The 15,762-nt window shown below is 29.8% G+C and carries 25 protein-coding genes; 13 read left to right on the plus strand and 12 right to left on the minus strand.

Annotation, left to right across the window (positions count from 1 at the left end):
• Nucleotides 1–178 precede the first annotated feature (178 nt).
• From JNUCC83_RS12275 to JNUCC83_RS12290, 4 genes are all read right to left on the minus strand, one after another.
• Nucleotides 179–520, minus strand: a complete 342-nt coding sequence (locus JNUCC83_RS12275) for a VOC family protein (RefSeq protein ID WP_454461388.1) — start codon at nt 518–520, stop codon at nt 179–181.
• Nucleotides 521–689: 169 nt separating this feature from the next.
• Nucleotides 690–1,316: a helix-turn-helix transcriptional regulator gene (locus JNUCC83_RS12280; protein ID WP_454461389.1), complete on the minus strand. Its 627-nt coding sequence runs from the start codon at nt 1,314–1,316 to the stop codon at nt 690–692.
• 181 nt (nt 1,317–1,497) lie between these two features.
• Entirely contained in the window at nt 1,498–1,785 is a 288-nt protein-coding gene (locus JNUCC83_RS12285; RefSeq protein ID WP_454461390.1) for a type II toxin-antitoxin system RelE/ParE family toxin, read from the minus strand.
• Entirely contained in the window at nt 1,775–2,104 is a 330-nt protein-coding gene (locus JNUCC83_RS12290; protein WP_454461391.1) for an AbrB/MazE/SpoVT family DNA-binding domain-containing protein, read from the minus strand. The genes JNUCC83_RS12285 and JNUCC83_RS12290 overlap by 11 nt, the downstream gene beginning before the upstream one ends.
• 174 nt (nt 2,105–2,278) lie before the next feature.
• Here JNUCC83_RS12290 and JNUCC83_RS12295 point away from each other — a divergent pair, with 174 nt between their 5' ends.
• The gene (locus JNUCC83_RS12295; RefSeq protein WP_454461392.1) at nt 2,279–2,668 is read left to right on the plus strand and encodes a hypothetical protein; all 390 of its coding nucleotides are present in this window, start codon (nt 2,279–2,281) and stop codon (nt 2,666–2,668) included.
• A gap of 543 nt (nt 2,669–3,211) precedes the next feature.
• Here the strand turns inward: JNUCC83_RS12295 and JNUCC83_RS12300 are convergent.
• The 5 genes from JNUCC83_RS12300 to JNUCC83_RS12320 form a co-directional block, all read right to left on the minus strand.
• Nucleotides 3,212–3,352: a hypothetical protein gene (locus JNUCC83_RS12300; protein WP_454461400.1), complete on the minus strand. Its 141-nt coding sequence runs from the start codon at nt 3,350–3,352 to the stop codon at nt 3,212–3,214.
• Nucleotides 3,353–3,480: 128 nt separating this feature from the next.
• A complete protein-coding gene (locus JNUCC83_RS12305) occupies nt 3,481–3,639 on the minus strand; it encodes a hypothetical protein (RefSeq protein WP_454461393.1) in 159 nt (52 codons plus the stop codon).
• 183 nt (nt 3,640–3,822) lie between these two features.
• Nucleotides 3,823–4,293, minus strand: a complete 471-nt coding sequence (locus tag JNUCC83_RS12310; protein WP_454461394.1) for an ASCH domain-containing protein — start codon at nt 4,291–4,293, stop codon at nt 3,823–3,825.
• Between the two features lie 192 nt (nt 4,294–4,485).
• Nucleotides 4,486–5,193, minus strand: coding sequence for a helix-turn-helix transcriptional regulator (locus JNUCC83_RS12315; RefSeq protein WP_454461395.1), 708 nt, complete (start codon nt 5,191–5,193; stop codon nt 4,486–4,488).
• 259 nt (nt 5,194–5,452) lie between these two features.
• Nucleotides 5,453–5,926: a helix-turn-helix domain-containing protein gene (locus JNUCC83_RS12320; RefSeq protein ID WP_454461396.1), complete on the minus strand. Its 474-nt coding sequence runs from the start codon at nt 5,924–5,926 to the stop codon at nt 5,453–5,455.
• Nucleotides 5,927–6,087: 161 nt separating this feature from the next.
• On the opposite strand from JNUCC83_RS12320, the gene JNUCC83_RS12325 reads away from it, so the two are divergent.
• On the plus strand, nt 6,088–6,183 hold the full coding sequence (locus JNUCC83_RS12325) for a type I toxin-antitoxin system Fst family toxin (RefSeq protein WP_454461397.1): 96 nt from the start codon (nt 6,088–6,090) through the stop codon (nt 6,181–6,183).
• Between the two features lie 178 nt (nt 6,184–6,361).
• On the opposite strand, the gene JNUCC83_RS12330 is transcribed toward JNUCC83_RS12325, so the two are convergent.
• Nucleotides 6,362–6,976: a helix-turn-helix domain-containing protein gene (locus JNUCC83_RS12330; protein ID WP_454461398.1), complete on the minus strand. Its 615-nt coding sequence runs from the start codon at nt 6,974–6,976 to the stop codon at nt 6,362–6,364.
• A 438-nt stretch (nt 6,977–7,414) separates the two neighbouring features.
• Here JNUCC83_RS12330 and JNUCC83_RS12335 point away from each other — a divergent pair, with 438 nt between their 5' ends.
• Together JNUCC83_RS12335 and JNUCC83_RS12340 are read left to right on the plus strand one after the other, a co-directional pair.
• Complete coding sequence (locus JNUCC83_RS12335) at nt 7,415–8,140, plus strand: replication initiation protein (RefSeq protein ID WP_454461399.1); 726 nt, start codon at nt 7,415–7,417, stop codon at nt 8,138–8,140.
• Between the two features lies 1 nt (nt 8,141).
• Nucleotides 8,142–8,708, plus strand: coding sequence for a hypothetical protein (locus tag JNUCC83_RS12340; protein ID WP_454461382.1), 567 nt, complete (start codon nt 8,142–8,144; stop codon nt 8,706–8,708).
• Nucleotides 8,709–8,814: 106 nt separating this feature from the next.
• Here the strand turns inward: JNUCC83_RS12340 and JNUCC83_RS12345 are convergent, their stop codons facing one another.
• A complete protein-coding gene (locus JNUCC83_RS12345) occupies nt 8,815–9,228 on the minus strand; it encodes a helix-turn-helix domain-containing protein (RefSeq protein ID WP_454461383.1) in 414 nt (137 codons plus the stop codon).
• Nucleotides 9,229–9,935: 707 nt separating this feature from the next.
• Here JNUCC83_RS12345 and JNUCC83_RS12350 point away from each other — a divergent pair.
• The 9 genes from JNUCC83_RS12350 to JNUCC83_RS12390 all read left to right on the plus strand — a co-directional run bounded on the left by JNUCC83_RS12350 (nt 9,936) and on the right by JNUCC83_RS12390 (nt 14,528).
• A complete protein-coding gene (locus tag JNUCC83_RS12350) occupies nt 9,936–10,562 on the plus strand; it encodes a helix-turn-helix domain-containing protein (RefSeq protein ID WP_270279945.1) in 627 nt (208 codons plus the stop codon).
• A gap of 916 nt (nt 10,563–11,478) precedes the next feature.
• Nucleotides 11,479–11,700: a hypothetical protein gene (locus JNUCC83_RS12355; RefSeq protein WP_270279946.1), complete on the plus strand. Its 222-nt coding sequence runs from the start codon at nt 11,479–11,481 to the stop codon at nt 11,698–11,700.
• Between the two features lie 36 nt (nt 11,701–11,736).
• Nucleotides 11,737–11,973, plus strand: a complete 237-nt coding sequence (locus JNUCC83_RS12360) for a DUF2922 family protein (RefSeq protein ID WP_270279947.1) — start codon at nt 11,737–11,739, stop codon at nt 11,971–11,973.
• A 14-nt stretch (nt 11,974–11,987) separates the two neighbouring features.
• Nucleotides 11,988–12,284: a hypothetical protein gene (locus JNUCC83_RS12365; protein WP_454461384.1), complete on the plus strand. Its 297-nt coding sequence runs from the start codon at nt 11,988–11,990 to the stop codon at nt 12,282–12,284.
• Between the two features lie 13 nt (nt 12,285–12,297).
• Nucleotides 12,298–12,531, plus strand: coding sequence for a DUF2922 domain-containing protein (locus tag JNUCC83_RS12370; RefSeq protein ID WP_270279949.1), 234 nt, complete (start codon nt 12,298–12,300; stop codon nt 12,529–12,531).
• Between the two features lie 8 nt (nt 12,532–12,539).
• Entirely contained in the window at nt 12,540–12,773 is a 234-nt protein-coding gene (locus tag JNUCC83_RS12375; RefSeq protein ID WP_270279950.1) for a hypothetical protein, read from the plus strand.
• Nucleotides 12,773–12,925 (plus strand): YvrJ family protein, encoded by a 153-nt coding sequence (locus tag JNUCC83_RS12380; RefSeq protein WP_117974170.1) that lies wholly within the window; start codon nt 12,773–12,775, stop codon nt 12,923–12,925. Before JNUCC83_RS12375 ends, JNUCC83_RS12380 begins: the two co-directional genes overlap by 1 nt.
• A gap of 69 nt (nt 12,926–12,994) precedes the next feature.
• The gene (locus tag JNUCC83_RS12385) at nt 12,995–13,828 is read left to right on the plus strand and encodes a tyrosine-type recombinase/integrase (RefSeq protein ID WP_454461385.1); all 834 of its coding nucleotides are present in this window, start codon (nt 12,995–12,997) and stop codon (nt 13,826–13,828) included.
• A gap of 19 nt (nt 13,829–13,847) precedes the next feature.
• Nucleotides 13,848–14,528 (plus strand): N-acetylmuramoyl-L-alanine amidase, encoded by a 681-nt coding sequence (locus tag JNUCC83_RS12390; RefSeq protein ID WP_454461386.1) that lies wholly within the window; start codon nt 13,848–13,850, stop codon nt 14,526–14,528.
• A gap of 625 nt (nt 14,529–15,153) precedes the next feature.
• Here JNUCC83_RS12390 and yqeK read toward each other — a convergent pair.
• Nucleotides 15,154–15,762 (minus strand): bis(5'-nucleosyl)-tetraphosphatase (symmetrical) YqeK, encoded by a 609-nt coding sequence (gene yqeK, locus JNUCC83_RS12395; protein WP_454461387.1) that lies wholly within the window; start codon nt 15,760–15,762, stop codon nt 15,154–15,156.

Genomic DNA, 15,762 nt, shown 5'->3' on the forward strand with positions numbered 1-15,762 from the left:
AAATATTCTTTACCCTTTTTTACATAATTATACCACTTATAAATCAACTTCGTATAATATTTGATTATGTGAACTAAAGAATTAAATAACTATTTCTATCATTTATAAGTTTTGCTACTATTTTCAATAACATCCTGAAAAGTTTTTGGGTTCTCGATATTTGCTTGTGTTAAAGTAATCAAATAGCCGTCACGGTCTTTAACTGTAATTTCTGTAGCATTCCATGGTTGGGATGTTTTAGGTTCGATAATGTCATTTTTCGATAATTTTTTTCTATATCATCAATATTATCAACAGACAAATTTAATCTCAGACCATTTCCCACAGTGAAATTATCAGCTTGAATTAGCATAATATCCTGATATTTAGAAAGTCGTAAATGGTCCATAATTACTTCGCTTTTTTCATTTCTAAACTTAAATAGTGATGAAAAACCTAGTGCGTTTTCATACCATTTAGCAGATTTAGTAATATCTTCAACCATAATTTTATTAAAAGCTGGCATAATATAAAATTCCATGATTCTTCTCCTTTCTGTATTATAACTAAAAGTATAAAGGTTTACGCTACGTAAACCTCAAGCATAAATATTAACTTCGTATAATCACACATTATGTGAACTAAAAAATAATAAAAGCCCTCAGAATTTGATTTTTGAGGGCTTTTAATTTGTGTAATCATAATAAAGGTCATTTCATATCTAAGGTTTTTATTATTATTCCTTCTTTATCAACGATATTCACTTTTTCAATATAATTCTTATTTTCTCTAGTTGTATCTAATGGAATTTCAATACTTTTATCTTTAGGTTTAAAAATATTGAATTGCGTTCTTAAAATAAGATTGATTTCATTTTTAGAGGTATTTACATCAGTCATATAGCCTTTATACTTTTTATAGGTTGGTAATTCTAATTCAAGTTCTAACAATAAATTTTCTTTATCTTTTTTGATAATATTCATTTTTCTAATTTCCTCTTTATTAGATACTATCATTCCCCTTTGAAGAGTAAAAAAACTATAGGTAAGAATTAACGAAAAAATAAAAGTTAATACTGAGAATAAGATAATTCTTTTTCTTAAAAAATTAGTATCTTTTGATATGTTTTTAACCACTTGTTTATCTCCTTTCAACAAAGAATCTAAGGAAATATCAAGCAATTCACTTATCGAAATAATCAATTCCAGATCAGGATATGTTCTGTTAGTTTCCCAACTAGATATTGTTTTATCTGACACGTTCAGTATTTTCCCTAAATCTTTTTGAGTTAATTTATTTATTTGTCTATATTCTTTTATTCTTTTACTAATTTCCACTTAAGTTCCTCCTTACTTTTTAGTTTGATTTAACTATACTTAATTAGCGACCTATAGCACATAGATTTTTATCATATTACAATCTTGTCTTTGTAGAATGCGATTATAGTAAGCTTTTTAACTAGGAAGAATGTGGTCTATCTTAATCAATTATAAACTATAAGCAAAAAAGATTAGGAGGTTACCTAATCTTTTTTAATTGCTCATAAAAATTTTCATGTGTTCCGCATAATAATACAGGTATAATAATATCATCTTTTATTTCATAGGCAACTCTATAAGTTGTGCCTGCGTATTTAAACCCCTTTGTCCAAACGCCAGATAGATCTCCTATTTTTTGCTCTCCCGAATGTGGATCAACAGCTATTTCATCGTAAATCATATCTAAAAATTTTTCTTTCAAGGGTTTCTCTTTTAACTTTTTAAGATATTTTACTACATGTTTTGAAGGTATAACCTTATAAGTCAATTTCTGTTGCCAGCTCCTCTTTAGTCATAGGTTTAGAATTTGCAACAGTATCTTCAGCAATAGATTTAAACACTGAAGTTAATTTATTTTTTCTATTTTTAAACTCCTTTAATATATCTTGTGTATTATAGCCTTCTGAAATAATGTCAGCTAAAATATCTTCACTAAAATCAAAAAAATCTTGTTTAGGTTCTACAAATTCATATAGTATGCCATTTTCTACTAGTTTAGCTTCAACTTCAACACCATTAGGAACATCGAATTCTTTAGGAACAGTAAGCATAATAGAATTTCCCTGTTGCCTTGTTTTTGTAATCATATAATTCTCTCCTTCGTTATTATGTAATTACCATGTAATTACATAATACTTTGTTTATAATCTTTTTGCAAAAAAAAAATTCTTTTAGAAGTGTTTTTTAAAAAGTTTAATTGAGTATTAAGTACACCTTATTTTGATATCAAAAAGAAACGTATTTTATTTGTAATAAGTATCTTGTTTATCGTATTTATTGGTAATTATTTTGTTAGTACTCTTTATTTTTCAGCAAATACTACACATCTTAAGGTAAGTAATTTTAAAGTGATTCGTGATAATGAATATAAAGATACTGATCTCAATAAAGATTGGAATTCTATGGTAATAGGTAAGGTGAGATCTAAAAATATTTTCTTTAAACCTATTGCTAATAGTTTTTTAGTATCTGTAGATGGTAATACTGTAGTAGGACATATTGATTGGTCATTTAATTTATTTAATATTTTTAATTTTAACGAACCTGTAGTTGTCACACAAACGTTTATGATGGATGATACTACCTATCTGTCTCCATTGACATTTAAATTAGATAATTCTAAACAAATTATTCCTATTAAAAAGTATTAATAAGAAGTTTGATGTTTATATAACTTTCATTATTAATTCATCAATATACCGATAATCGTGAACTCAAAAGAGCCATAAATCAACGGAAGTCTGACCTTATGTGTCAGACTTCCGTTTTTTATGCGTTAATCATCATAATAATGAACTGAATTAGCTGATTTAATCGTTGATAAAACAAAAAACTCTCATCACATGATGAGAGAAGGAAGGATAAAAATGAAAAAAATTATTAGCTTTTATTTCTTTTTGGGGGAAAGAAACAAACGTGGATGGTAGGATTCGAACCTACACCTCAAGATAAGAGAATGAACAACTGTTAAATCTCACTGAGTTAAAACACCTCGTTCACCCACAAGTTAATTAAGTTTGTATTACTTTGTTGTTCACAAGAGATAGTTTATCTAAAATAACTTAAGATTCGCTTAAAAAAGTGTGTTTAAATAATAAACTTTATATGAACGGATATTGTACTCTATTTAGGGGTTGTTAGAGCTTGCCCTGACCGTCTGAAAGACGTTTTAATATCTTTATATGATATTTATATTAAACGAGCTTATAGAGCTCTTTTTTAGGCTCTACAAACTCATAAAATATTCCGTTTTCTACAAGTTTAGCTTCTACCTCAACACCATTAGGAACAGTAAGCATAATAGAATTTCCTTGTTGTCTTGTTTTTGTAATCATATAAATCCCTCCTCCAACTATAGGTAATTACTTTATTTATTATTTTTTTGCAAAAATAAAACTCCTTCAAAGACCTTTCTAAAGGAGTTTTTAACTAGTAATAATATTTGATTATGTCAATCAGTGAGTTAAATAAAATAATTGGCAATTGCAAAAAGGGATAATCCAAGGTTTGTAACAAGAAACCATCGTTGCATTTTTTTTAAATTTTTCCAATCTTTCCAAAAAGCAGCATAGCCAATTACAGAAAAAATAAACCATAAAACTGTGGTAAATAAATAGTCCATAATATTCCTCCCTTTTTATTTTAATATTATCATGTTTATTTACTTTCGTATAATCAACAGTTATGTTAACTAAATAATTATTAAAGAGGCTGACCCAAAAGTAACTTTTTTATGAAAATTACTAAACTAACGAAGTAAATATCATCAATAAATTAACTTCGTATAATTTGCTAATTATATAAGCTATGGTTTCCAAAAAACTTCAAGTTCCTCACATACAACATCCATTGCGGGAATATCAATTTCTACATTAAGTTCTTCAAAAATTCTTTCCCAGTACGCTTGATGCGATTTACGCCAATTAGATAATGTTTTATCTCCTTCTCCTTCTTTAAAAGCATGTTCTTCTGTAACTTTATTAAATGGTGTTACATAAATGTTAATTGTTCTCAAAATAGCTATTGGTTCTTCTTTGCCATTTAACAAAATATCAAAAAGATTCATATCAACTTCTGGTACTTCTTCATCGTCAATTTCATACTCAATTAATGAACCTGTAGTCGTTGTTTTTTCTCCTTTTAAAACTAAATTTGCTAATCTATCAGCCATTTCAGGAGAATCTCCAAAACTCCACGCAGAGCCAAACTTTATCTCAGCTAAATGTTGATGTTTACTTTTAAATGTTTCCCAAAATATTTTTTGTTCTTTATTCATATAATTCCACCTTTTTAGAAATTAATATATCATATTATTCAACTTCGTATAATCACGCTTTATCGTCACTCTGACAAATTTTAAATAAAACAAGTATAATTTATCGGAAAATAAATTGAAGGGCCTCAGAATCAATTCTGAGGCCTTTATGATGAATCATACGATTAATTATATTTACACCGAATATAACAATTATTTCTTTACTCCCCTATATATATCGTTTCCTTTGTCATCAGTTAAAGGAAATTCTTCGTATTCTTTAGACATTTTATCTCTAATAACACCTGGTATTGAATCCCAAGAGATAAAAGAAATACTTCGTACATATGAACCTTTATGTTGTACCATAGCATAATTTTTCCCTTCAGGTGATTGACCTCCTGAAAAAGTTAAAACACTGGACGTTCCAAATGGTTCATCCATTACCATTATATTTTTATATGGATCAGGAAATTGTGGTTCACCATCATCACTTTTTTTTGCACTATATTTTTGTCCGTTATTATACGTTACTTCTTTGGGAAGTGTGGCATAACCTATTTTCATTTCCATAAAAGGATTCAGTCTGTCCACCCACTCATTTTTATATTGATACACGTTAAGGAATATAATTCCCATTACAATGATAAGACTCCCAATTATCAAAATATATTTATAGACTTTTTTTAGTTTTAGATCTTTATCTATCTTTTTTACCATTGCTCCATCCTCCTTCAAAAATTCATCAAGAGAAAGGTTAAATATATTAGATAACTCTATAATCATGGAAATATCAGGATAAGTTCTTCCTGTTTCCCAACTAGAAATTGTTTTATCGGATACATTTAATAAATCTCCTAACTCTTTTTGAGTTAAATTATTAGAACTTCTAAATTTTTTTATTTTTTTATTAAGTTCCATTGGAATAACCTCCTAACACTATTTTATTTAATATACATTAAAAAAGTAGCTTTAAGTTGTAGATTTACTATATTAGTCACTCTATAAAGTGTAGACTAACTTATTTAGCTTAGTTTAACGGTCTTTATTTTAATTCTGACAAGTTTTAAATAAGACATCTATATATTTACTTCAAAATGTATTTAAGGGGCTCAGAATTAATTCTGAGCCCCTTATTCTTCGTTAAATTTTTTCTTATGTCTACCATGAGATTAAATAACTACTTATTGTCATATTTATCAATTTTGTAGACGCCGTTCAATCTCTTTTTCTCTTTTGTTAAAAAGTTTAATAAATAGATATTCATAAGCATGAGTACCAGCATACTCACTTTCACTCCTGTTCCCATTGAAAAACTTTTAACTTCAAATAATGAGCTTAAACTAATTGTAATAACAAATATAATATTTATAACATAAGAGAAACTCCAAATCTTTTTGTTCTTTTCAATTTCCTCACCAATTTTTTCTCTTTTAATAATATTTTTAGTCACTTTATTTCCCTCCAATAATAAATTATCTAAAGATAAATCAAATAAGTTTGCTAATCGAATTAAGCTATCTAAGTCTGGAGTTGTTTTTCCTGTCTCCCAATTTGAAATTGTTTTTTTTGAAACGAATATTTTTTCTGATAGTTGTTCTTGGGTTAACTCGTATTCAGCTCGTTTTTCTTTTAGCATTTTTCCTATTTCCATTTATCTTCACCTACAATTTACTATTTAAGTTTTTCTCTCTCAATCCAATGTATTGCACTTCAATTAAAAAGTCGATAGAAAAGATTTTCTCCTATTGATATAACAAGGTTTTAAACTGATTTTTATGCTATACTTCATTTTGGCAACTGCCCCTTAAGGGGGTGTTTAAATTGTTTGAAAAGTTACTTTCGTTGGTTATCGCACCACTTTTAGTGGGACTAATATTAATTTTAGTTGATCATTGGCTAGATGATTAGAAGATAATCAAGCAGTTGTCACTAGCTCCAACGCTGAGTCGCAACAGTGAAAAGAAAAGCCACCCTACTCGCAATAGGGTGGCTTTTTGGTGTTAAATTGTTCTGTTACTTTCGTTTCGCAATTACATTTTACCATGTTTTTAGATTATAATCTATTATCTTATAATTAATAGATTATCTATTTAATCAAGAAGGTTTTAATAATCTCTCCGTATTTATTTACAATATTAATTTGTTTTAAATTAGGGAAAGTGTATGGATGAACCTCTACTACTTCATCGTTCTTTAAAGTCCAATCAAATTTACTACCAATTCTAATATCCATGGTATTAGAATTCTTTACATTTTCAGCCATCGCTATTTCGTCTATACTTCTATAAAAGGGGAGATTTGTTTTTATTAGAACTTCACCTTTGTCTGTCATTTTTATTGAGTCTATTTGGTTAGCATTTACAATTTCTTGATTATAAATGCTTTTATAGCCTAGAATGATTAATACAATTATTATAAAGGTCAGTCCTACTGATAATAATTGTATTTTTTTAGTTTGTACTTTTCTAAGTTTTGTATCATCCGTAATTTGTTTTATCATTTTTTTATCTCCTCTCAATAATTCATCTAGTGATATATTAAATAAATCACTAATAGCAACAATTGTTTCTAAATCAGGATAATTTCTCCCTACTTCCCAACTTGAAACCGTTGATCTTGAAACATTTAAGATTTCTGATAATTGTTCCTGCGTTAAATTGTTTTTTAATCGTTGATTTTTAATTTCTTCTGAAATATTCATAAAACCTAACCTCCTTTATTTCATTATGAGTTATGATATCAAAAAATATAGCGATATTAGGTATCATCTATTATTTTATGTTTGCGACAATATGTAGAGTAGTTATAAATAATGATGTTGATTTAAGAATAAATAGATTTTACTTTATTTAATATTATTGTATTACTTTGTAAATCTTTGTAAGTACTTTGTAGGAAGGCTGTGTCCCTTGGTAGAGTAAGTCTGAACAGGGGTATAAGGATATAAATATCCAGAATGAGGATATAAATTACCGGTATAAGGATATAAATATCCAGAACGAGGATATAAAATACCGGTATAAGGATATAAATATCCAGAATGAGGATATAAATTACCAAAAAAGAAGTTTATTAAACTATAAAAAATTATTGTTATATCCTTATTTTATCTGTATAATATTGTCTAAGAGGTGATAATATGGAGTCTAACGAGACAGTTGTATACAGAAATGATCTAAATCTTGTACCGTTGAAAAAATTTAGATCTGTTGAAATGGATATATTTTTTGCAGTATGCAGCAAGATGAAAGATAAAGGAAACCAAGATATTCGTTTGAGTTTTGATAATTTAAAAAAGATATCAGGCCAATCAGATAAAAGTTATCGTCGATTCATACAAGATACTGATTTAATGTATCAAAAGCTGTTGACGTTAACCTATAGAACAAAAGAAAAAGGTTTAACGGAGTACTTTGTATTATTTACCAAATTTTCAATAGACGAAAATAAACAAGAAGTGTCTATCCGAGTTAATCCAGATTTAGAATACATTTTAAATGATTTACAAATTGAATTTACTAAGTATGAATTAAAAGAGTTTACAACTCTTAGTAGTAGATACACTAAGACACTTTATAGACTGCTTAAACAGTACAGAGACACAGGTTTTTATGTGGTCAATATGGATAGTTTTAGACAGATATTAGACATACCAGACAGTTATAGAATGACGGATATAGACAGACAAGTTTTGAATCCTGCAATGGAAGAGTTAAATAATATATTTAAAAATATTAGAGTTGAAAAAATTAAAAAAGGTAGATCTGTAGTAAGACTTAAATTTTTGTTTGATAAACAGGATAAGATTATTCAAGAGGATTTACCAAAAGTACCTATGTATAATTGGCTGAAAGGAAGTAATTAATATGTTGACGTTTGGAAAGTTTTCTAAACAGTACAATGTTCCCAGAGCATCTGTTTATTCGATAATGAACGATTTAGAGGAAACAAATATTGATTTATATAATGAGTGTGTTGACAGTTCAACAGGAACGAAGAAATTAACAGATGTAGGAATAAAATACATATTAGAATTAAGAGGGATTACTTCATCTAGTGAGACACTAGAAAGACAGCAATCAGACAATGTTAATACAATTGGTGTACAAGATTCAGACAAAGATGTCTTAATGGCGATAGACTTGTTAAAGAAAGAATTAGATACTCGAAATAGACAATTTGATATTCTTCAAGATAACTATAATAAGCTAGCTGAAGGGTTTAAAGAATCTAATGAAACATTGGCTGAGTTGACGAAAAATCAACAACTTTTAACTAAACAACTACAAGACAATAATTTGTATATAGAAAGTCTAAAACATAGTCAAGACAAGTCTGAGACTGTACAAGAAGGAAAAGAGACAATATTAGACAATGAAGAAGTTGACAATAAACAAAAGAAGAAAAGCTTTTTTTCTAGGTTATTTGGCTAACTGGATATTTATATCCTTAACATATTTTGAGCAGAATTTTATATCCTAACTCATGTTTATATACCATAAATAAATAAGCTCCCAGGAATATTCCTGGGAGCTTATTTTACTTATAAATCTCTCGTAGAACTTTCGTCAATATCAAAACAATAGCACTTGTTAGTAAAAAGCCAATTCCCATTCCTCTAGAAAAATCTTGAATATGAGAACTTTTGATCAATAGGCTGATTATCATTAGTATTACTCCGACAGCACTTAAAATAATAGCTCGATTGATTATTTTTTTCTCTTTATTCTCTTTTTTTAATTCATTCATCATGACAATATCCTCCTTCACTAAATGATCTAAGGAAATATCATAAATATTGCTTAATTCTACTAAACTATAAATATCAGGAATACTTCTACCTGTTTCCCAGTTAGAAATTGTTTGTCTAGAAACATGTAATTTTTGAGCAATTTCTTCTTGAGTCAAACCTGCTTGTTTACGATTATTTTTTAGTTTATCTGAAATATTCATATCAATCTCCTTAGTTTTCATTGTAGGGGTAGATTATGGATAAAACAGCCTAATCCATTTGTCATATAGGCAATGTCAAATACTTTTATCATAGTATATCATTATTTTGTTACGTATATTTTTAATCATTCTCTTCATAAAACAGCTGGATAGATTAGAATAGATAAGTAAAATAATTATGACTGTGTTATCGGCATTAATTTCAATTCAATGGTCTCCTGTTTTATTATTATTTTTTAAAATGATTTTATCTATTATCTTTAAAGTAGAATCTTGCATATTTTACCTAAAAACATGAATAAACCGACCTAATGAATGTATAAATTAGGTCGATTGTTTTATTTGCTGATTTAACAAGGATTTGAGTTCACTATTATCGTCATTTTAGTGAAGTTAAATCACAAACATAAATAAAAATTAACTTGATGATAAAAATAGAAATTAATATAAGTGTGTAAAGAATGTTCACTTTTCCCATAAAAGCTGTAAGTTTGTCCATAGTTAAAAAATGATGTCACGGGGAAAATAGTAATAAGGACAATTATTACAAGGAAAATTAAAAAAAGCTAAGGTTTCACTAAAATCGTTCTTTTTTCATAATTCTTTAATTTTTCTCCATTTTATTTACTCTATTTTTAAAAATTCCTGTAATAAATGAATAAAAAAAGGAATAATAAGAATAAATCAACAGAGGAGGAGTGAGAAAAATGGAAGAATCTATCTTATCAATAAAACTTAAAGAATATAGGCTAACTAATTCTCTTACTCAACAAGAATTGGCCGAAAAGTTAGATGTTAGTGACAAAAGCATTTCTCAATGGGAATTAGGAAATACTTATCCTAGTAAGAAAAATATTATAAAAATATCAGAATTATTAGGTATATCTATGGAATTATTATTATTAGAAGAAGTAGTTGAAGAAAAACAACACAAGAATTTAGTAACTAAGTACTTAATTCCTTTGTTATTGGTAAGTGTTTTATTCATGACAATATTTAGTTACATAAAATTAGAAACTATCAAACGTCAAGATAATGAGATAGCAGTTAAAAATAAGATATTACAACAGCAAAAAATAGATTTAGAGACAACATATGATTATCATGTAGTATTTGTTTTAATACCTAGGACACCTTATAGTGATTTTAAAGAATATATTGAAAAAAACTATAAATTGAATGATGGAATAGATGTAAATGTGCTTAATGAAGAAAATTATATAGTAATGTCGTTCATTGTAAAAGCTCATAATAATAATGAAATGGAATTATTTTTTCAAGAAATGAAAGAGAATGCTCCAGGTTTAAGTAATGCACAATATAATATTTTTTAAATAAAGGATTATTTTATAAGGTTTTTACTTAACATATTGATTGCTGAATAATAGGAAACTTAGATCTATTAGATGATTGGAACAATATACAGAGGCAATTAAAACTTATTGGAAAGATACATCAATAAGTTTAGAACAAAATAGTTCAGCATTAAAAGAAAAATATGATATAGAAATAAAAAACCTTGAAATTGAAACACAGAAAAATCCTGAATATTTTATTAAAAAGGCCAAAAAATTGAGTTCATGAATAACAGATTATTAGAATATTTCGTATAAAATATTTAAATTCACTGGTGCGTGGCACCTACACCGTTCATCACCGTTGGCTCATACTTCGCCAACAGCCTGTCCGGTCGCTTAAATGCGATTAGACAGGCTGTTTTTCGCTTATTATAAGCGATATGAGTGCCCGAAAAACATTTCCGACACTCATATACCCAAAACCTTTAGGAGTCGCCAGTTAAGTCATTCAAGGTTTACTGTCCCTCTCTACCTCCCCCCAAGCCCCCCTCCAAACTCTCCCCATTCGTCTTATTCCCTCCTTACACTCACTCATTTCGACAAAAATGAGGGATTAAAGCCTTTTGGGGGGAGGATTTAGAAAGAGACATCACTCACTCAAAAATCTTCCAGATTTTTTCTCTCCTGAAAACCTATCTGACTTTAACACACGACTCCTTAGCGTTTCTAACATCTTTTCAGATGAAAGAAACGCAATAAATCAAAAACTAAAAAGGGGGTATCCCCCCTTTTATAACCCCCAACACTCGCCGTTAGGCAGCTTCCTGAGTAGAACTCAGAAAGCTAGAACAGTTTATTTGTAAATTAAATTTGTCAAAATGAAAAAATTTTTGACAAATTAAAGTAAAATATCTCCTTTTTTTGTATATAGATAATGAAGGGGGTGAAACATATGTCAGTTTATCAACCAAAAGAGAAAAAAATATCATCATTTGGAAAAGTTCGTGACAAAAATAAAAAGATAACATCTGTCAACATTAGTAACTTTAATCCAGAAGTCGAACGTGATGTACATCTACAAACCATTGATATGTTATTAGCGTTCCAAAATAATTATGCTCTTGAAATCGGCGAAAAAATCACGCAAAATTACGCGCCAAAAACCGTTAATTAATGAAAAAAACTATGAAAATGAAAAGGAAGTGACTAAATGGCAGTCAAACCATTACAAAAGGTATTAGTCTTTGAGTTCCGTGACGCTGACAAAAAATTAAAGCGCATACAAATCGCTAATTTAAGACCTGACAATGAAATTCATGCCGAAAACATCGAAATCGTCATGGAATACATTTCAACCAATCACGCATTTAATTGGGGACCAGTCGAACCAGTTAGAGCCTACACCAAGCGTACCGAAGTTGATAGTCTCATTGAAGTAGATAATTAAAAGGAGGAAAAAATATGCCAAGTATTCCAGAAACAAGAGACAGTGCCGAATTAGAACAACATTCTTATCCAAAAGGTTTTAACAAAGCTCAAATGGCCGCAAAATTATTTGTCCCAATCGAAGGAAGTTCTAGAACAAAAGTTACCACAATGACATTAAATAATATTGATGAAACTGTTGATCGTGACGTGTCTTTATCTGTTTTAGAAGATATTTTATCTCTACAAAAAAATCAAGTCTATTTATTGTCTTATATAGACATTGATTACGGAACATCACCCTATTTTGCTAATGAATTTAGAGTAAGTTAAGGAGGAAAAAAATATGGCAAAAAAATCGAGTATGACTGAAGTTTTACATTTAGTTTTTAATGATGGAAGAAAAGATACCACTTTAAAGATTGCTCATCCAAAAGAAAATCTTACAAAAGAAATCATTGAAGACGTCATGTTATCCATTATTGAGTCAGGTGTCTTTCGTTGGGCAGGTAGTGATTCTATCGCAAAAGAAGCCTATATTCGACGAGTTTACATTGATGAATTAGTCAGTGTAGGTTAGGAGAGCCTATGACAAATGGATTAAAAATTGAAACACTCGCTCAAACTAACTACAAAAAATGCGACTTATGCGACAAAGTGAAAGACATCTTTTTTAAATTATTTGTCTATGATGCCCCCAGTTCATCAATGATTGTTGGCACCTTAGACTTATGTAAGTTTTGCGGAGAAAATGCGGGAGATTTATTAACCTTACAAACTGATCCAAAAAATATAACCACAGATTTTACGTTTGAAAATTAATGGTAGAAGATATATTAGCCATTCTAGGACAAGATATTTTTGCGATAGCTGTCTCTGCTTTTCTACTTGTGCGAGTAGAAAGTAAATTAGATGAACTAACAATAGCTATTACCAAGTTGTCTGTGAAATTATTAGATGAAAAAAAAGATTAAGGATTAATAACTCTCCCTATATTCAACATACGACAAATTTTTAAATTTGCGCCACAAAGGAGGATTTGTTTGAGAAAAAATTTTTTATCTCACCTGCTTACTGAAGGTAAAACCAAGAGTACCATTGCTGAATACGATAGACGACTTCACAAATTCGACCAATTTCTTAACGACAACGATCTATCGATTCAAGAGGTAAATACAAAAACTATCATGACATTTCGTGAGCAATTATTAAAAGATAAATTATCACACAGACGAATTAATGCGATTCTATCAACCGTTCATTGCTATTTTAATTATTTAATATTATACGGTGAAGTCAGTATCAATCCAGTACTAATCACTCTTTCGTTACCTGTTAAAAGCGTCCGAAAAGAACGATTATCTGATGAAGACCTGCAAATATTGCGCTCTTATATTGATACATGTCGTCCTAATGTTCGTTGTGCTTTTCTACTAATGCTCTCGACTGGCGCAAGAGTTGGAGAAGTCGCTCAGCTTAAAAAGAGCGACTTCTTTATAAAGAATCAACTAGTGTACATCAACATTACAGACGCAAAATGGGGCAGTGATCGAACTATTCCTATTATCGATAAAGAAGTTTCGTCTATTATTCAGCAGTATTTAGCAGAAATTGATGTGTCGAGTCAGCCGGTATTTCGAGTGAGCAAACGAACGCTCCAGCGACACATGACAAATTTTTCTAACGATACAGGGATTACCTGTCATTGTCACTTATTGAGACATACTTTTGCAGCTAAGTTGATCGAGCAAGGAGTCTCTATTGAAGTCATAAAGAATTTTTTAGGTCATAAAAATATTAATATGACCGCCCATTATACTCAGTCAGCACGAATTGATTTAAGCCAAGTTCAAGCAACTATTTGGCAAGGAAATTAACTAAAAAAGGGGATAAAACATGGTAAACGTTTTGATAGATTATGGACACGGTGGAACAGATCCAGGTGCGGTGAATGGCACACGTACCGAAGCCAACGATGTTTTACGATTAGGGAAATTGATTACTCAACAATTAAGAGAGAATGGTGTCACAGTAGATGAAACACGACAAGGAAATGAGACCGTCTCCCTGGAAAATCGCGTGAGACAAGCAGATAAAAAAGCTTACGACTATTTTGTCTCACTTCATCGTAACGCTGCAACCAATAAAGAAGCAACAGGTGTTGAAACATTTGTCTGGAAAAAAGTATTAAGTCCAGAATTGGAATTAGCGACACGAGTTCAAAAAAATCTTGTGAATTTAGGAATGAAGGATAGAGGCGTAAAAGAAGCAGATTTTTATGTCATACGAGAAACGTTTTGCCCAGCAATATTAGTTGAAGTTGGTTTTATTTCAAACGCTGAAGATAATCGCTTTTTTGATCAAAAGATTAATCAAATAGCTCATGCGATTGTGACAGCTATTTTAGACCAACTAACTATTCAATCAAATGCGTCCACTCATCATACAGTCAAACAAGGAGATACGCTGTACGCTATCTCAAAACAATACGGAAAAACAACTAAACAACTGACAGAATGGAACAATCTAAGCGATCCAAATAAAATTTATCCAGGACAGGTATTAAGAGTCGCTTAAAACACGTCTAGCCATTCATGATTAATCTGGATGGCTAGTGATTAATTAAATAATTGTAGTAGCATAGGCACTCACGCACATACCTATGTATGCCAGAAGGGGAAATCTAGATGCCCTATGTGTCAAAGACTAGAAGTCGGCTGTACAAGGCGAGTACAGGTGGTATTTAACGTAAGGAAACGGTGACTACGACCATTTAGCCATTAATAAAAACGGTAGGGGAGGAAGTCTTTTGCGGACTTCACTAGTATAGATTTTTTATACGTCTCAATATAAGTTAAATTTCAGGGGTGTTTTTCGAGCGTTGACCCGAAGTTAATCTCAACGTAGAGCTTATATGAGTTGTTCAAGGGTAAGATGAGAACGTAAAGTGAAGTGATGTTTATACCAAACATATTTTTTACTGTTTTCTAGGGCAGAGTTTGCCCAAAACCTCCTATACCCCAGTCGGTTAAATAACATTCTCCTCGAACATTCGTTTCAACATTTCACTATCTCGACAAAAAAGGAATCGCCATTTGATGGGATTCCTTTTTAATATTGAGGTAGACCAGTTGAGATTCACAATCTTGTCTAGTCAATCAGTTGGTAGGTGTGTGACTTCTCAAAAGCGGGATTATGTCAATCAATCAGTTAAATAAGCAATATTTAAATCATCCATTGCATCTTTTAACCACGGATGAAGAACAACAATATCACCTAAAGCCCAATTTATATATACTCTACAAGCTTCATCTAAAGAAATTTGTAAAGCTCTCTCTAAATCATCTAGGTAAGGCGCATTATCACTTCTATCCCATTTTATTTTATCTGCAATAAATACAAGCTTATCTAATTGAGTAGCATCTTTTCTAAGAGTTGTGTGACTTTCAATAGCTGATAATATTTCTTTATCTTTTATGCCAAATATTTCAGTAGATATAAAAACTGATTGTTTTTGATGAAGTATCATCGGTAGTTCTTTTTCTTCTTTTAAGACAACTTTATTTAACGATTCTTGTAATAGAATACGTTCTTCATTAGGTATCACTACACTTATGTCATGAAGTAATCCTGCCTTAAACGCTTTTTCTTCTGACAAACCTAAAATACTAGCCAGTCTCTGTGCTTCATTAGCCACTTCCAAAGAATGTAAAGCCGTATCTTTTTTATTGTAATGATTTAAAAATTCTTTAACTTGATCTTTTAATTCAATGTTCTCAAAATCTATTTTATACTCAACGACTGTTTTCAT

This window comes from Vagococcus sp. JNUCC 83, assembly GCF_053667615.1.

Bases quoted from the DNA above. Each gene is read 5' to 3' on its own strand.
- JNUCC83_RS12275 (WP_454461388.1), bottom strand. From the start codon at position 520: ATGGAATTTTATATTATGCCAGCTTTTAATAAAATTATGGTTGAAGAT.
- JNUCC83_RS12290 (WP_454461391.1), bottom strand. From the start codon at position 2,104: ATGATTACAAAAACAAGGCAACAGGGAAATTCTATTATGCTTACTGTT.
- JNUCC83_RS12300 (WP_454461400.1), bottom strand. From the start codon at position 3,352: ATGATTACAAAAACAAGACAACAAGGAAATTCTATTATGCTTACTGTT.
- JNUCC83_RS12305 (WP_454461393.1), bottom strand. From the start codon at position 3,639: ATGGACTATTTATTTACCACAGTTTTATGGTTTATTTTTTCTGTAATT.
- JNUCC83_RS12310 (WP_454461394.1), bottom strand. From the start codon at position 4,293: ATGAATAAAGAACAAAAAATATTTTGGGAAACATTTAAAAGTAAACAT.
- JNUCC83_RS12315 (WP_454461395.1), bottom strand. From the start codon at position 5,193: ATGGAACTTAATAAAAAAATAAAAAAATTTAGAAGTTCTAATAATTTA.
- JNUCC83_RS12320 (WP_454461396.1), bottom strand. From the start codon at position 5,926: ATGGAAATAGGAAAAATGCTAAAAGAAAAACGAGCTGAATACGAGTTA.
- JNUCC83_RS12330 (WP_454461398.1), bottom strand. From the start codon at position 6,976: ATGAATATTTCAGAAGAAATTAAAAATCAACGATTAAAAAACAATTTA.
- JNUCC83_RS12335 (WP_454461399.1), top strand. From the start codon at position 7,415: ATGGAGTCTAACGAGACAGTTGTATACAGAAATGATCTAAATCTTGTA.
- JNUCC83_RS12340 (WP_454461382.1), top strand. From the start codon at position 8,142: ATGTTGACGTTTGGAAAGTTTTCTAAACAGTACAATGTTCCCAGAGCA.
- JNUCC83_RS12345 (WP_454461383.1), bottom strand. From the start codon at position 9,228: ATGAATATTTCAGATAAACTAAAAAATAATCGTAAACAAGCAGGTTTG.
- JNUCC83_RS12350 (WP_270279945.1), top strand. From the start codon at position 9,936: ATGGAAGAATCTATCTTATCAATAAAACTTAAAGAATATAGGCTAACT.
- JNUCC83_RS12355 (WP_270279946.1), top strand. From the start codon at position 11,479: ATGTCAGTTTATCAACCAAAAGAGAAAAAAATATCATCATTTGGAAAA.
- JNUCC83_RS12360 (WP_270279947.1), top strand. From the start codon at position 11,737: ATGGCAGTCAAACCATTACAAAAGGTATTAGTCTTTGAGTTCCGTGAC.
- JNUCC83_RS12365 (WP_454461384.1), top strand. From the start codon at position 11,988: ATGCCAAGTATTCCAGAAACAAGAGACAGTGCCGAATTAGAACAACAT.
- JNUCC83_RS12370 (WP_270279949.1), top strand. From the start codon at position 12,298: ATGGCAAAAAAATCGAGTATGACTGAAGTTTTACATTTAGTTTTTAAT.
- JNUCC83_RS12375 (WP_270279950.1), top strand. From the start codon at position 12,540: ATGACAAATGGATTAAAAATTGAAACACTCGCTCAAACTAACTACAAA.
- JNUCC83_RS12380 (WP_117974170.1), top strand. From the start codon at position 12,773: ATGGTAGAAGATATATTAGCCATTCTAGGACAAGATATTTTTGCGATA.
- JNUCC83_RS12390 (WP_454461386.1), top strand. From the start codon at position 13,848: ATGGTAAACGTTTTGATAGATTATGGACACGGTGGAACAGATCCAGGT.
- yqeK (WP_454461387.1), bottom strand. From the start codon at position 15,762: ATGAAAACAGTCGTTGAGTATAAAATAGATTTTGAGAACATTGAATTA.